This window comes from Shewanella sp. S1-49-MNA-CIBAN-0167, assembly GCF_040310145.1.
Classification (GTDB): Bacteria; Pseudomonadota; Gammaproteobacteria; order Enterobacterales; family Shewanellaceae; genus Shewanella; species Shewanella psychromarinicola.
The window spans coordinates 41442-57352 of record NZ_JBEOPO010000026.1; the positions used below are offsets into that span (position 1 = coordinate 41442).

The 15911-nt window shown below is 40.1% G+C and carries 14 protein-coding genes and 1 pseudogene; 8 read left to right on the plus strand and 7 right to left on the minus strand.

The genetic code is table 11. The features are described from left to right. Positions 1-78: 78 nt before the first annotated feature. Both AAEZ00_RS13215 and dnaQ read right to left on the minus strand, forming a co-directional pair. Complete coding sequence (locus AAEZ00_RS13215; protein ID WP_233768678.1) at positions 79-1356, minus strand: TIGR03503 family protein; 1278 nt, start codon at positions 1354-1356, stop codon at positions 79-81. Positions 1357-1427: 71 nt separating this feature from the next. Further along, positions 1428-2156, minus strand: coding sequence for a DNA polymerase III subunit epsilon (gene dnaQ, locus AAEZ00_RS13220; RefSeq protein ID WP_101031066.1), 729 nt, complete (start codon positions 2154-2156; stop codon positions 1428-1430). Between the two features lie 77 nt (positions 2157-2233). Between dnaQ and rnhA the strand changes: the two genes are divergently transcribed. Continuing rightward, a complete protein-coding gene (rnhA, locus tag AAEZ00_RS13225; RefSeq protein ID WP_124013035.1) occupies positions 2234-2707 on the plus strand; it encodes a ribonuclease HI in 474 nt (157 codons plus the stop codon). A gap of 25 nt (positions 2708-2732) precedes the next feature. Here the strand turns inward: rnhA and AAEZ00_RS13230 are convergent, their stop codons facing one another. Further along, the gene (locus tag AAEZ00_RS13230) at positions 2733-3512 is read right to left on the minus strand and encodes a methyltransferase domain-containing protein (protein WP_124013034.1); all 780 of its coding nucleotides are present in this window, start codon (positions 3510-3512) and stop codon (positions 2733-2735) included. A 366-nt stretch (positions 3513-3878) separates the two neighbouring features. On the opposite strand from AAEZ00_RS13230, the gene gloB reads away from it, so the two are divergent. Both gloB and AAEZ00_RS13240 read left to right on the plus strand, forming a co-directional pair. Beyond that, positions 3879-4658 carry a hydroxyacylglutathione hydrolase gene (gene gloB / locus AAEZ00_RS13235; RefSeq protein ID WP_124013033.1) on the plus strand — a complete coding sequence of 260 codons (780 nt, stop codon included), beginning with the start codon at positions 3879-3881 and terminating at the stop codon, positions 4656-4658. Between the two features lie 142 nt (positions 4659-4800). Continuing rightward, positions 4801-6354 (plus strand): lytic transglycosylase, encoded by a 1554-nt coding sequence (locus AAEZ00_RS13240; RefSeq protein ID WP_124013032.1) that lies wholly within the window; start codon positions 4801-4803, stop codon positions 6352-6354. 314 nt (positions 6355-6668) lie between these two features. Here AAEZ00_RS13240 and AAEZ00_RS13245 read toward each other — a convergent pair whose 3' ends face one another. Beyond that, positions 6669-8492 carry an AsmA family protein gene (locus tag AAEZ00_RS13245; protein WP_351077533.1) on the minus strand — a complete coding sequence of 608 codons (1824 nt, stop codon included), beginning with the start codon at positions 8490-8492 and terminating at the stop codon, positions 6669-6671. 26 nt (positions 8493-8518) lie between these two features. Then, entirely contained in the window at positions 8519-9013 is a 495-nt protein-coding gene (locus AAEZ00_RS13250) for a putative 4-hydroxy-4-methyl-2-oxoglutarate aldolase (protein ID WP_124013030.1), read from the minus strand. A gap of 194 nt (positions 9014-9207) precedes the next feature. On the opposite strand from AAEZ00_RS13250, the gene AAEZ00_RS13255 reads away from it, so the two are divergent. Then, positions 9208-9522, plus strand: a complete 315-nt coding sequence (locus AAEZ00_RS13255) for a hypothetical protein (RefSeq protein WP_101031052.1) — start codon at positions 9208-9210, stop codon at positions 9520-9522. An 88-nt stretch (positions 9523-9610) separates the two neighbouring features. Here the strand turns inward: AAEZ00_RS13255 and AAEZ00_RS13260 are convergent, their stop codons facing one another. Continuing rightward, complete coding sequence (locus AAEZ00_RS13260) at positions 9611-11260, minus strand: methyl-accepting chemotaxis protein (protein ID WP_351088743.1); 1650 nt, start codon at positions 11258-11260, stop codon at positions 9611-9613. A gap of 718 nt (positions 11261-11978) precedes the next feature. Between AAEZ00_RS13260 and AAEZ00_RS13265 the strand changes: the two genes are divergently transcribed. From AAEZ00_RS13265 to AAEZ00_RS13280, 4 genes and pseudogenes are all read left to right on the plus strand, one after another. Next, on the plus strand, positions 11979-12170 hold the full coding sequence (locus tag AAEZ00_RS13265; protein WP_124013028.1) for an SDR family oxidoreductase: 192 nt from the start codon (positions 11979-11981) through the stop codon (positions 12168-12170). Then, positions 12158-12839, plus strand: a pseudogene (locus AAEZ00_RS13270) (phosphotransferase family protein); the annotation flags it as partial. The gene AAEZ00_RS13265 and the pseudogene AAEZ00_RS13270, both read left to right, overlap by 13 nt. 2 nt (positions 12840-12841) lie before the next feature. After that, positions 12842-13543: a histidine phosphatase family protein gene (locus AAEZ00_RS13275; RefSeq protein ID WP_101031048.1), complete on the plus strand. Its 702-nt coding sequence runs from the start codon at positions 12842-12844 to the stop codon at positions 13541-13543. Positions 13544-13650: 107 nt separating this feature from the next. Next, complete coding sequence (locus AAEZ00_RS13280; RefSeq protein ID WP_351088744.1) at positions 13651-14400, plus strand: SDR family oxidoreductase; 750 nt, start codon at positions 13651-13653, stop codon at positions 14398-14400. 883 nt (positions 14401-15283) lie between these two features. On the opposite strand, the gene AAEZ00_RS13285 is transcribed toward AAEZ00_RS13280, so the two are convergent. Then, complete coding sequence (locus AAEZ00_RS13285; RefSeq protein WP_101031044.1) at positions 15284-15817, minus strand: cell division protein ZapC; 534 nt, start codon at positions 15815-15817, stop codon at positions 15284-15286. Between the last annotated feature and the right edge of the window lie 94 nt (positions 15818-15911).

Genomic DNA, 15911 nt, shown 5'->3' on the forward strand with positions numbered 1-15911 from the left:
GGAGTGCTAGATAGACACAAAACATATTGTCCATTGTCAGCCGCTAATATTTGGTAAAACAATACTCGAGTTGGCGGCTTAGGTTTTATCGTCTGGGATACTCAAATCAATATCATCTAAGTCGACGCTTTGAAGAATACTGTCTTTGGGCTTATCTTCATCGACTCGATTTTTGTTTAACCTTTGTTCTGCCGCTGCCATCGCCTTTGCCAATGTCTGCTTTTTACGCCACACCACCAAACCAACAACGCCGACTAAAAAGAGTACCCCGTTAATGGTAATAATCCAAAACATGGCATTATCCTTGGCCACTTGTTCTTCAATGGCAGCCTGAATGGCCGCTTTTTCAGCCAGCGCTTGGGCTGTTGGCGCAGGCGCAGCCGGTTCGATTAAATTGAAAAACATTTCTGGTAAATTAAGGACGATTTCACGGCCATCGACTGTTGTCGACACCACATAACCTTTAACCCGATAACTACCAAACTTGGTCACTTTAGGTAGATATAAAATTTGATCTGGACTGGTCACGGTTTGCAATGTGATCGGCAGTTTTAACCCGGCAGGCCCCACTAATTCAAACTCAAAATGAGTTTGTGCTAACAAAACAACAGATTCATCAACCGATAATTGTATTTGCCATATGTCTTTTAATGGGTCGCTATTGGGCTCCATTTTAACGTTTATCGGTTGTGGCGAAAGCTCAAAAGGCATCACATATTCGCGTTCGAACACATCATTTCGTGCAGTGACATTGAGCACATAATGGCCGGTGGGTTGTTGTAAATTAGGGTTACCGGTAAATATACCATCGTCTGGCACTTCATCTAACTTTTCACCATTGTCTTGATACGCGCCAACAATAATGGTTCCTGTTGCAAAATTATTATCGCTAGCAAGGCGCTCACTGGTAAAACGAGCCGTCCACTCAACCATGTAATCTAAACCCGGCATTCTCATGGTTAACTTATCACCCAAGAGTCTAGCGGTCACTTTCAGCCTTTCCCCTTGATATAGGGGTTGTGGCAAGGGTTGTACCTCAATGTCCAACTTAGAGATTTTTTTGATGGTCGAGCCTTGGACCACATTACCGAGTAACTGCCAAGGCCCTGGCATCGGCTTTTCGATATAAATCATATCGGCAGCAAGACCATCCACCCATTTTACGGTCTGGGGATGACGATTTGAATACCATTTACTGCCATCAGGTAAAATCACCACCACAGGAGCAGAACCATAGGTGCGTTGAATCACCAAGGTTAGATTATCAACCATATGATCGATTCGAAAACGATTTTTAAGTTCTGCAGCTTGGGATGCTATGACCATTGAAGCTTGGGCATAAGGTTGCCAAGCCATGATGAGACCAAGCGAAAATAAACAAGCAATTGCAAGATAACCGGTGCGAGTGGCAATCATATAAGGTTGGTTTACCCTCTCCAGAGACATTTACCTGACTTCGCAATGAGATCAAGTCGTTGTTCATGTAATAGTATTTCATCGGCAGACGCACCGACGACTTTAAGATTAAACGCAACTGGATCGATTTTTTTTATTCCGCCAGCTTCATAGCCTGCTTTTTCATTAGACAAATTAAACTTAATTTGTCCACCCGTCATGATTAAGTAAACATCAGCAAGAATTTCTGCATCGAGTAACGCGCCGTGGTACGTACGGCGACCGTTATCGATACCATAACGTCGACACAGTGCATCTAGATTGTTTTTTTGGCCTGGATGTAAACGTTTCGCAATCGCCAAACTGTCTAAAATACTGCAAATATCTTTGGTTTTCGGCCCGATAGGATTGAGTTTCGAAAACTCATGATCCATAAAGCTCACGTCGAAGCTGGCGTTATGAGCCACAATTTCAGCGCCATCGATAAAATCGATGAAATCTTTCGCTATTTGGTGAAACCGCGGTTCGTTAGCAACACGATCATTGCTAATACCGTGAACTTGAATAGCTTCCTCATCAATCGCTTGACCAGGATTAATATATTGGTGATACGTTCGACCCGTTAAGCGACGATTAATCACTTCAACACAACCAATTTCGATAATTCGGTGACCAATATGTATTGGCCCACCAGCTTGGTTCATACCGGTTGTTTCGGTATCGAGAATGACTTGACGACTAGCACTGGAAATTATGTTCATATTTTTTACTCATTCAGCCCTCGCCTTGGTATAAATTGAGTATACTGGCGCGAATATTTCGCTATGGTAACAATTTGATGGCCGAACTCAAACAGCTGAATATCTTTACTGATGGCTCTTGCTTAGGAAATCCCGGACCTGGCGGTTATGGCGTGGTAATGAAATATAAACATCAACACCATGAAATAGCCGATGGGTTCTCATTAACGACCAATAACCGCATGGAGCTTTTAGCCCCGATTATTGCCTTAGAAGCTTTATATGAACCATGTAATATTATTTTAACCAGTGATAGCCAGTACATGCGTCAAGGCATTATGACTTGGATCCATAGTTGGAAGAAAAAGGGTTGGATAACCTCAACCAAACAACCGGTCAAAAATGTCGATTTATGGAAGCGTTTAGATGCGGCCAGTCAATTACACAAAATTGACTGGCACTGGGTAAAAGGCCATGCAGGCCATATTGAAAACGAGCGTTGTGACGTATTGGCTCGAAAAGCCGCCGAAGCTAAGCCTCAACAAGCCGATACGGGTTATAAGCCAGAGTAATGGCTTAACTATGATTTATGTATTGCTAATATTTTGTCGGTTTTAACAATGGTTTTTTAATACGTTGGGTATGAGTTAATCCAGTGCGGCCTGCTGTTGGTGCGGTTGACCAATTAGGTGCTTTTAGCTTTGATTTATCTTTTATTGGCGTAAGCGGTGTGGTCATTTTTCGAGCCACGATTAAATAGACACTGCCGGTACTGGGCAACCAATTAGCAATACTTTTTTGCCACCATGGTGTTTGTTGAGGTTTGTTGGCTTGATAAGGCATATTGACACCGCTTTGCCCTAATAACGAATGGTACATTAAGCGTTCATCCGCTAAAACTTGATAACCCAGTAATCCGAGCCAATCTTTAACTCTTGATGGCATAAAAAATTGCCCATTCCAAGGTAATTGAGTTTGATATTTTGGCAGGATTTTGCCGATAAAAGCTGGACTGATAGGATTAAACCCAACAATAAAAATATAACCACTGCTAATGAGCACCCGATCGAATTCACGTAAAATTTGATAGGGATCCGATTCAAATTCCAGTAAAAAACAACTTAGCACAGCATCAATGGCACTTTGCTGTACCGGTAAATGATGAGGATCGGCCTGAATACTGGCATCCGCACCGTCATAAACACTAAAGTGTCGTGCAATATTGCAATGTAGACTGTTTAGCTGGCTGCTTAACGCCCCTGCTTTAAGTAAATGATAGCCAAATATGCGCGGCCACCAAGGTGCTAATTTAGCTTCTATCTCGGCTTGTAACAATTCACCAAAAGGTAAGTCTTGCCAAATATGGGGTTTTAACATGGAGCCCGCCAACTTTAAAAATGTCAGATTTACTGAGTCAACTCTACCATAGCTTATTTAATTTTCAGCTACCGATCATTAATACTGTCTAACATGGCATAAATTAACACTATACCAACATGATTAACGTTGTTATCACTCAGAGTCAATCAAGCTTTTTAGTTCACTCATGGTTGAAATAATAGTGACGCCTTTATCAAACAAGACAACAAGGAAGCGGTTACCTAGGATAACGGTGCCTTCAATCCAGTGATGTCGTGACATCACACTAAATGGCCGAAGTGTTACCCGATAACCCATGAATTTGGTATTGTCTCACGATATCCGTTACCCTAACTGATAGTCAATCATCACTTGAGTAAGATCATGCTTAACGTTCATACTATTACTGCATTTAACGATAATTATATTTGGTTAATTCATCAAGAAAACAGTCGCTATGCTTACGTCGTTGACCCTGGCTGTGGTCAAAGTGTTATTGATTATATCTCAACAACAGATCTTAAATTAGTCGGAATTTTAATCACTCATCATCATGCTGATCATACCGGCGGTATTGAAATGTTACAGCAACATTTCAAGCATGCGCTTAATGTATATGGTCCTGATAATGAAAAAATTGCAGCGTTAACTCATCCTCTTAACGTTGGATCACAATCCACTCTCAATGTTCCCCATCTCGATCCAATAACCATAATGGCGGTTCCGGGACATACCTTAGGACATATTGCTTATTATCTACAGGAAAGCCTGTTTTGTGGTGATACTTTATTTAGCGCGGGCTGCGGACGTTTATTTGAGGGAACCGCGGAACAAATGCTTAAATCACTTTCAATGCTTGCACAGCTGCCCGATAGCACCAAAGTGTATTGTGCCCATGAATATACCGAGGCAAACCTTAAATTTGCGCTACATGTCACACCAAATAATCAGCAATTAATTGATTATGCAGACAAGGTCAAACGATTAAGAGCACAAAAAAAACCTACTATTCCGAGCTCAATAGGCACAGAAAAAGCCATCAATCCTTTTTTACGTTGCCACCTACATGAGACTCAGAACGCAATTGCGGCCCAACTAAAAGAAAAAGAAATAGATACTATTCAAACATTTACACAAATTAGATTATGGAAAAACAACTTTTAGATCAACATGAAAACAGTTTAATAAGACAAGTTAAAATAATTAATCTACAATGCGAAATTGAATTAGCATGACCAAAAAAGTCTTGAAGGCATTTGGTATGTTCCATTTTAATGCCTGAAAACTTGAGGAAGTGTATCTTCAAATGAAAGCTAACTTATTTATTATAGCTGGCAGTATGCTGGCTGTAGCAGGGTGCCAAACACTCTACACTTCAGAGCCAAGTTCTGATAGTACAACCCAGACGGTTACATCTAACGCTAAAAGTAAAAAATCGGCGACGGTATCCCTTGATCAAATTGAAGAACAAGTTGCTGAAGTTAACAACTTATGGTTCAGGATCAGCAATCAAATGCGTTTCCCTATTGTCGAGAATACATTGGTGGATCATTACCGCCAATGGTACATCGATAATCCGCGGCATTTGGAGATTGTGACCCAACGTGCTAAGCCATATCTGTATTACATCGTTGAACAGCTTGAACAACGCAATTTACCCTTAGAGCTCGCATTATTACCGATTATTGAAAGTGGATTTGACCCACTAGCCTACTCTCCAAGTCACGCATCAGGTCTATGGCAATTAACCTCACCGACCGCGATTTCTTTTGGAGTGAAAACCAATTGGTGGTCCGACGGACGCCGTGATATAGCCTCGTCCACAAAAGCGGCTTTAGATTTAATGGAATACCTCTACGCCAAAATGGATCACAATTGGTTATATACCATTGCCGCTTATAATTCTGGTGAAGGCCGAATATTCAATGCAATAAAACATAATCAAGCTCGCGGAAAATCTACCGATTTCTGGTCATTATCTGTTCCACGAGAAACCGCTCACTATGTGCCTCAATTATTAGCATTGGCAGATGTGATTAAACATGCTGACAAATACGGTATCAATTTAATTGCTATCGATAATTCGCCACAAATAGAAGTGGTCAATATTGAAAGCCAATTAGACATTAACTTAGCGGCAGATCTCGCTCAAATAGACATCAATGATTTAAAAGCGATTAATCCGGGTTTAAAGCGCTGGGCAACGGCACCACAAGGGCCACATCAATTGATTGTGCCTAGTGATAAAGCGGCAACCTTTAAACGAGCATTAGCCACTATTGAACCAAACTCTCGCATTAACTGGGTTCGTTATAAAATTAAGTCTGGTGACAGTATCAGCGAAATCGCCGATCAATTTGAGACGACTGCAACGTTAATAAGAAGCAGTAATGGCATTAAAGGCAATAATATTATTGCCGGTAGGTTTTTAATTATTCCTGTTGCAGCAAAAGATCCCGATTTAGCGACGATGATCGCGGACCAAGTGCTGGCTCGCCGAACTGTGGTTAAATCTAGCCCAAATAAACAAGTTTATACCGTTAAGTCTGGTGATTCGTTATGGAAAATTGCACAGTCACAACAAGTGAACGTGGCACAATTAGTTAAATGGAATAATCTTAAGAAAAAATCGACATTAACCATAGGTAAATCGTTAGTTATTTTTCCTAATGAAGTCGCCAATAGCAACGCTAGCAATGAGAAAACCGTTAACTATCGAGTCAAATCAGGTGATTCATTATCGCGTATTGCCCTTAAATACAAGGTTACCGTTGCTGAATTAATCGAATGGAACAGTTTACAAAGCAGTTCCTTGATCCAACCTGGACAAATATTAAAACTGATCATGACCAATAGCTAGTCACTGTAGCGAATGGGTGATTGTGGTGATCTTAGCTTGAAAATTTGACACAGTGCTGATTTCAAGCCTCACATAAAAAAACGGACAAGTGATAACCTGTCCGTTTTTTTTATGCAGTAAAATGTGGGCAGATAAATGCTAATCTGTTCATCGTGCTCAATGACGTTTTGATGCTTTATCTGCACTGTCATTACCGCGACTTAAGTACATCTTGCTTACCAAGATAACCAATTGTATATCATAAGCGCTAGTCGCCTTCACAAGGCTGTAGTCGTAAAGAAGACCTACAGCCACTAGTATCCAAAGACGATCAATTAAATGCCAAGCTTTTTAAACAATCCTTCTTTTAGCTTTTCTTTGGCTTTGTCGGCCTCATCTTTAAATTGGCCTTCTAATAACGCTTTGGTATCAATACCAAACTTAGGATCTTGGAATGTGCCTTTAATGGTTAATGGAATATCAACACCTTTGAGTGATTCATCAACAGCATCACCTTGACCCGATAAGGAACCCACCACACTGGTGGTTAACGTGTAATCCAAGGCTTCAGTAGCAATGTTTGCCGTACCATTACCTTTTAAACGTATTAACGGTGAAGCCATCGTTAAGTCAGGGTTGTTAACGACAGCGTCTTTAAGCGTAAAGCTGCCGGTTAAACTGGTAAAATCGGTTTTTAAGGCTTCTTTTTTATCTGCCGATAAATCACCTTTTAATTTTTGCTGTGCACTGCGGATCATCTGCGGAATATTAACCCCATAGAGCGCGCCATCTGCCACTTCAAACTTACCCACGGCTTCGAGATTTTTTTTCATATTATCGGGGATCAAACTAGCGCCACTGCCGTTAACTTCAAAGCTCGCTGTACCAGAAATCAAATCCACTTCTGCCGCATCCGTTAATAATGGAAGAATTTGCACGCCAGTCAATTTTTTATCAAACTGATACGTCGGCACCGCTTTACGAGCGTCTAACTTAGCGCTAAGCGCTAGTTTACCTTCATATAAATTGGCAGTGAGCGACGATAAGGTTAATACACCTTTATTAATAGCCAGTTTCATTTGCCAATTTTGCGTCAGCATATTACTGACTTTTATTGATTTAGCGGTCAAATTTAAGATTAAATCCATACTCTTTAATGCTGATAAATCAGGTTCTTGGCTCGGCGCAGTGTCGGTTTTCTCCCCTGGCTTGTCGGCCTGGTCTTCTTGCTGTGGCAGTAGTGCATCCACATCAATATCACCAACGTCTAGATTCATCGCAATTTTCGGAATGCTAGTGCCATAGTTGACCTTAACATCACCGGTTGCGGCTAAGTCCATAGCTGATATTTTGGTCAATTGCAGCGCTATGGTTTTGGCATCTAATGCCAGCGTCATTTGTGTAGTGAGCTCTGCGGTAACCGCTTTTCCCGGTAAGCTGTCGCCTTGGGCTTTGTGTACCATAGCAAAATCATTAATAGTGACATTCTTTAATGCTTGGTCGACTTTAACTTTACCCTGGCCAGATGATGTTAACTGCATATCAGGAAGCGTCGCAGAAAACTCGTAAGCAAAATCAGCGAATTGACCTAGGCTGAATTGACCTAAGGTAAAGCTTTTTAAACTGAAGGTCTGGGTGGTATTGCTGGCCATATCAATGAGATTAATATTGGTATTGGTCAGTTCAATGCCGCCAATGTCCAACGTCTGCAACAATTTTGCTTTTGTGTCGCTACTTGCTGTCGCTTTTGGCTTGTCTGCAGTGGTTTTTGCCGCCAATCCATCAAAACTGGTTCTGCCGTCTTTTTGAGTCACTAAATGTAGTGTTAATCCGTCTAGCTTTAATAAATCAATTTCAATCTGTTGGCTAAACAATGGCATCAGTGCCACACTGGCCACTGCCTCATTAACATCAAGCATTGATGCAGGCGTAAACCCATCTGGATTAGATAACGAAATACCCCCGAGCTTTATTCCTAAAGAGGGAAACACACTCCAACTTAAGTCTTGGGTGATTTGTAAGTCGCGGCCAGTTTGTTTCTTTACGGCATCGACAATTTGCGGTTTAACATTATTTAAATCGAAAAACATTGTCAGATAGACTGTCACACCTACCACTAAGGTTAGCACTATCGCTAAAAACCACTTTATTACTTTCATTTTGCTCTTCCTTGTCTGTCGCTATTTTAAGCTAAAATAGTTAAATCCAATGCCTGTCTACTGACAGCAACACCATTTAAATCAGCGTAGATCATCATTCCAGGAAAAATACTGACACCCGCAATCTCAATTTTTACATTGACTTCACCTACGTCTTTTTTATCCGTTTTAATTGGATTAGTGCCTAAAGCTTGCACGCCAATTTGCATGGTGTTGATGGTTCCAGCGTCACGAATACAACCATTAATAATGATACCTTCCCAGCCATTCTTACATGCATTTAGAGCGATCATGTCACCAAGTAGCGCACGTCTGGTTGAACCACCACCGTCAACAACCAATACTTTTCCTTGCCCATTTTTAGCTAATTCAGATTTTACCTTGGAATTGTCTTCAAAGCATTTTACGGTCACCACTTCACCATAAAATATAGGCTTGGCACCAAAGGATTGCCATGGATTAGACAATAATATTAATTGTTCAGGGTAATGATCGAATAAGTTCGGTAATAGATCTAACATAAGTCCTCCTTGAAAATCTGAATCTTAGATTACTAATTATTAGGCAATTCAACAAGTTTTGTTAACGATACATTATTATACTCAAAAAAGTACTGTTAACTTAGTCTATGAACCTATCCACAAACTAAGTTAAAGAGTGACTTATTCGATAAAAATGCATATAATTTGCAAAAATAACGTAAAAAATCATACTTATGAGTGAAGATTTAAATTTACAACAAATGATGGATGCGTTTGATGAGTTAGACTTCGAACAACGCACCACAACAAACCTTGGAAATGCGCGTAATAAACAGCAAATGACGGCGTATATTGATTCGTTGGACTTTAGTTTGCGCCGCTTATTAATCTTGCAAGATACGGTAAATTCTATTGTTGAACAAAAACAAATAGGCTTACTTAAACAAGAGCATATTCAAACTTATAAAACTAAAATCATTAATCTTTCACGCAAATACAATATCTCGTATCAAGATGTCATCAATATTATGGTGCAATTATCACGTTAATATTGATGAACTAACTGTGTCAATTTCGTTATAGAATATCACCATATCAATCGGGCTAATTGAATCAATCAGCCCGATGAGCAAGCTGTTATTTTACCTTAAATTGATCCACAAGCTCATGCAACTCAATCGCACCTTGTTCAATATCCATACTGCCATTATTAATGAGCTCATTTTGAGTTCTATTTTCTAATGACATGTCATTAATACGGGTAATATTCATATTGAGCTCTGCTATAACCGTACTTTGCTCTTCTGTCGCAGCAGCGATTTGAACATTCATTTGCGATATTTGCTCAATTGAAGACTTAATATTATCAAGCGCACCAACAACTTGCTGAGCTTCATTGACCGTTTCGGATGATTTTATTTTGGCTCTGGCAACAGAGGCATTAACACTGTTAATGGCACTTCTGATTGCGTCAATGATAAGATTAATTTCACTTGTTGAAGCTTGGGTTCGGCTAGCAAGAGTACGAACTTCATCTGCAACAACCGCAAAACCCCGACCCGCCTCGCCGGCTCTAGCCGCTTCGATAGCGGCATTCAAAGCGAGTAAATTAGTTTGATCGGCAATGCCCACAATCACATCAAGAATTTGCCCAATTCGACCGGAACTCACTTGTAAGCCTTTTGCAACATCTTCTGTTGTCGCCAACTCATTGGATAGTTCTGAAATTTTTTGCATCGCGTTATCAACCACGGTAGCAGATTTATCTGCTTCAGTGTCAGCATGATGGGTGCTGTCTGCGGCTAATTGTGCATTAGAAGCCACTTCAGATGCGGTCATTGACATTTGATTAATGGCGGTCGCAACATTTGCCGTTTCGGCTTGTACATTGGTCGAAATTTGATTGGCTTGTTGTGCAATGATTGACATGTTTTTGGCTAAACGGCTTGATTCATCAACCGACTGACTCACCGATACAATAACGTTCTGGATTTTATTAATAAATACGTTGAAATGATGCGCAATATGTTTGAGTTCATCATTTCCCTCTTCAGATAAACGTAAGGTCAAATCCCCTTCACCTTTAGCAATATTTTTAAACGCGTTGATGGTTTCCATCATAGGTACAGAGATACTTCGAATAATAAAAAACAGTAGCAAAATGACTGGTAACCAAACTAACGTGAGTAATATTAAGTATTGGGTAATAAAATGGTTTTTGTCGGCTTGAATATCATCAACATAAATACCTGTACCGATGATCCAGCCCCAAGGTCTAAAACGCTTGACCACGGACATTTTCGGGCTAGCTTGCTCTTGCTGTGGTTTGTTCCACATGTAATCCACCCGGGCAAAATCCTGTTGCTCTGTCCGTTGGATCATCTGTGCGAACAGTTTTACACCGTTTGGGTCTTTCATTGATAACACGTTGGTATCGACAAGTTTCTTGGCAAAAGGATGTTGGATCATTACCCCTTGAGTATCAATGCTGAAATAATATTCATTGCCCGAATATCTCAACTTATCGATTGCCGCCAAGGCCATGACTTTAGCCTCATCTTCAGTGATGATCCCAGACTGCGCATCTTGATAATATTTGTCTGCTATGGTGGTAGCGACGTCAACCAAAGCATTCAGTTTGGCTTCTTTTTCGTTAATTAACACGTTTTCAACTCGGGTTAATGAAAACCAAAAAACCACAATCGTGGCAATAATAGCTAATGCCAACATCCCCAGTAAACGGTTAGCAATGGTCGTTTTGCGAAAAAACATATTGGTTGGGTTCATATAGGCACCATTTGATTATTATTATTAGGCTGGTTTGATATTAGAATTGGAATTTATGTTGGTTCAGGCTAGGCAACAATAGTAGAAGCCTAAAGTGTACTCAGTCGGTTAATTGTTGTTTACAAGGCAATTATCAATATTTATATAAAAATAAATATAATAATCAGTTATTTAATTTTTTATCATCTAAGGGTTACCGTATTCTCCTTGCCCGTTTTCGGGCATGATACCGTGCCGCAGTGGCGGGTTCAATTAGCCGATAGTCGACTATATCACTACTGTGTCGTGACGCTAACCCAACAGATCTAGTGACCTTAACATCAGCAATCGGCCAATCGAGTTGATAACGGTCATTCAACAAAGCATTGGCAATTTCACACCTTGTCACTCAGTCACCTTCTGCTACAGTCTTATAAATGATTCACCACCACATCGATACTATGACATTGATACTATGACATCGGCGGTCAATCAACACACAAAAAGGATCAGAAAGGAGCTTTTATGGGCTAAAAGGAAATTAACAGTTCGAGTCACATCAATGGCAAAATCCACTTCCCCATTGGTTAACTGTCGCGCTATATCTGTTATCACAAGCCGCCTTAACCTCCCCCATTCCTTTTATGTCGAACTATAACGTCTCAAAAGCCGCGGTGGTGCCGCAGTCAGAAACATTGCACTTAGAGCTTTGCGATGACAATATCAATGTATGCAGATTATGCCCTGTTTTTTTAAAACGAATATTGGCAGTAGTTTACGTACCCAATTACCCCCATGGAAAATCATGGACAAGCGCTTTGATAAGTCACAGATTAATGCATCGCAAGTGACTGACATAACCTTTAAAGGCGAAAACAATAAGCCGTTTTGGTTACTGACACAATCACAAGGTAATGACCTAAAGGCTTAAAAGTCGATAAACAACAAACCACAACGATGTGCACCAATGTGAATGTTTGATCGAATTGCACAACGTTGACATTGAGGCCGCTGGTCTTAATCACATAGGAAAAGGCGAAGGGTACACCCTGCGCCAAATTGATGGTTGGAGCCAGCACTATGCTCAAGCTAAAACATGGAATGCACCCTCAGGAAACGTGTTATGGCTTGGTTACAACAGCATAAACCCGCACAAACAACCATTTGTTTAACCCACAATGATTTTCGGTTTGATAACGTAGTGTTAGACCCCGATAACATAGGCAAGGTGAAAGGAATATTAGACTGGGAGCTTGCCACGCTCGGCAATCCGTTGATGGATTTAGGCAACACCCTAGCCTATTGGGTTGAAGCGGATGATGATTTTTTAGCGCAGATGACCCGCCGCCAACCGACACATCTTGACGGCATGCTAACGCGTCAACAAGTGGTTGCATATTATTGCGATAAAATGGATATCATCATTGATGATTTCCGCTTTTATGCAGTGTTTGGTTTGTTCCGTTTAGCGGGTATTGTGCAACAAATTTATTATCGCTACCTCCACAAGCAAACTCGTAATCCGGCGTTTAAACCGTTTTGGATTTTGTCTCATTATTTAATGTGGCGTTGCAAACGTGCAATGAAACAAAAAGGATAACCATGGCGAACATTTATTTAATCCGTCACGGCCAAGCCAGTTTTGGCGCCCATAATTACGACAACTTGTCGAACTTAGGACGTACCCAAGCTAGGCTCTTGGCCGAACATTTTAATCAACGCACTATTCGCCCAAATCGTGTTATTTGTGGCAACATGACCCGCCATCAACAAACTCGTGATGCGTGCTTAGCCACCTTATCACCCCCCTTTTTACACGACCCATTACAGATCAGTGCAAAGTGGAATGAGTTTAATCATGAAAACGTGATTGCAGTCTATCGCCCAGAATTAGCCAAACCAGAAGCCATGAAGCAGTATCTTCACCAGCAAGCTTCACCTACGAGAGCATTTGTTGAGTTATTTAGCCAAGCCATTTTACAATGGCAACAAGCACCTAATGCTCATGATTACAGCGAATCTTGGCAGCACTTTAGCCAGAGAGTGGCCAGTGGCTTACAACAACTCACCACTCAGACAGAACAAGATGACACGGTATTTGTGTTCACCTCTGGCGGCGTAATAAGTACTGCTATTATGCAGGTTTTATCAATACCAGAAATCCAGTTCTTTAATATCAATAAACAATTAGTTAATTGCAGCGTGACTCAATTACAGCTAAAACAACAACGATTAAGCTTAATCACTATGAATGAGCATAGTTTTTTTGGTGGTGAACAGCGACATTTACACAGTTTGATTTAATAATTAAATCACCTAGAGTTTTATTTACCCAGAGCCATAAAGATTAAAGACAATCATTAACGACAATCACTATATAAATAACTATTATAAAATAAAAAGAGCAGATGATGAAACGGACAAATATATTGATAACAGGGGCGAGTTCGGGTTTAGGGCGCGGCATGGCAATTGAATTTGCCAAGCAAGACTATAATTTAGCCTTGTGCGCCAGACGAATGGACCACCTTGAACAATTAAAACAAGAACTATTGGCCATTAACCCTAATATCAAGGTGTTAATTAAGTCCCTTGATGTGAACAACCACCCACAAGTCTTTGAGGTGTTTAGTCAGTTTAAACAAGAGTTAGGACAACTGGACCGTGTTATCGTTAATGCAGGTATGGGCAAAGGGGCTTCAATTGGGACGGGTTTTTTTGAAGCCAACTTACAAACTGCGCAAACCAACTTTATTGCCGCTATTGCCCAATGTGAAGCCGCAATGGCTATATTCCGTGAACAAAATAATGGCCACCTAGTGACCATGTCATCCATCAGTGCAGTACGTGGTTTTAGACGTGCCATGACCGTTTACGCCGCCACCAAAGCAGCCTTAACCTCATTGTCTGAAGGTATGCGCATTGATGTTATGGATACCCCAATAAAAGTCACTTGTGTTCATCCCGGTTTCATTCGCAGTGAAATTAACCAGAAAGTGAAGACAGTCCCCTTTATTGTCGACACTGAGACGGGTTGTAAAGCCTTGGTAAAGGCCATCCAAAAAGAAAAGGCTAATGCCTATGTGCCAAGTTATCCGTGGGCAATGTTACATTGGCTGCTGCGTATTGCTCCGATCAGCATGATCCGTAAAATGAGCTGAGTTTAGCCAAAAATCGCAGCATCGTGATAACAAGCCCAGATGATGCTGCAAAGATTCAATAATTTTCCGAAATCATTAATCAGCACAATGTTAACCCAGTAAAAATGTGAATTAGGTCGCGGATGCGGATCATCATGCTATAACTAGCTTATATATTCATCTGACACTCTCAGTATAATGGCATTATTTTAGCCACTACCAAAAGGCTTATTACACAGCATTAATCCAACACTATTTAGTCAACAAGGCGTAAAAAAACCAGTAAATTGTTTTGGTAGTCTACCGATACGCAAGCTCACTGAGTAATAGATGACAGATATAACATCGAATTTAGTATTGGTCATACAAAAACACTCTGATTTAATAACCAATAAATCAGTCTGCTATCAAATGATGATCCTAAATCCGCCACAATTGATTATCAATAGAGCGAGACTAAAATTTGATGCTGAATAGAATATATTGGCGGCAGTTTATGTTATTCATAATAGGCGGGTGTAATTAACGTGCCTATTAGTATTCATCCCATAATGGATCAAGATTAATGAAGGGAGTGCAAAGGGCACTATCAGCTCAAGCAACAAGAGCTCATTTTAGATACAATTAAATCTGGCCTAAGTTGCAGAATGTTAGGGCATTACATGTTGGACAAACACATCAATGAACGTGGATTGATGCAACTATTGCAAGGCTATCAAATTAAGTGATTATGATGGCGCTGGTAATGCTATCAATCCAAATAGAAACACAACATCACTATTGAATATATTTGTTGAGACAACAAAAATGAGACTAGGCGAAGAGCCTGTTTGGGAAAGTAATGTAGAGCATGTTGCCATTGAAAATGGTAATTAGCGGTAATAAATCAAACCAATAAACTTAACTATGCTGCGACAACTTGTTTAGCTTTACGCAGTGGATGTAAACGATTATGCATCACTTTTATAGTATCAAATTGCACTAATGATTTATTTTCTGATAACTGACAGTATTGCGATAAAATCATCACGGTTGCAGCTTGTAAGCCATTTTCAACCACTAATCCTAATACTTTAGAGTAGCCACAATTAAGTTGAAATAACTTACCCACATCGCAATAAACACATTCATCACTCACGTCAAAAAACCAAGACTTTGGCATTTGCGATTGTAATAAAAAATGGGCGGCGGTGGCATTTAGTGCGGTTTGTACAATACCTGCATCAGAGATATGTAAAACCTTAGGTAAGGTTTCGAGCATGTTAATATAAAATTTTGCGTGTTCAAGGGTAAATTCCTTAGCCGTTAGTGCATCAGGAATTAATAATTTTGTTTTATATGGGGTTAAGAACTCCATCTCGGAACCTAATGAAATACTTAATTGGTTTAAGCTTTCATTGTATTCCCAATGCCAGTCCTTATTTGGCATTAATAACATGACTATTTACACCTAAATGTTAAACACATATTTATAATAGATTATATTTCACGCAATATCAAAATTTAAATAAAAAATATAACATAAATTTCAT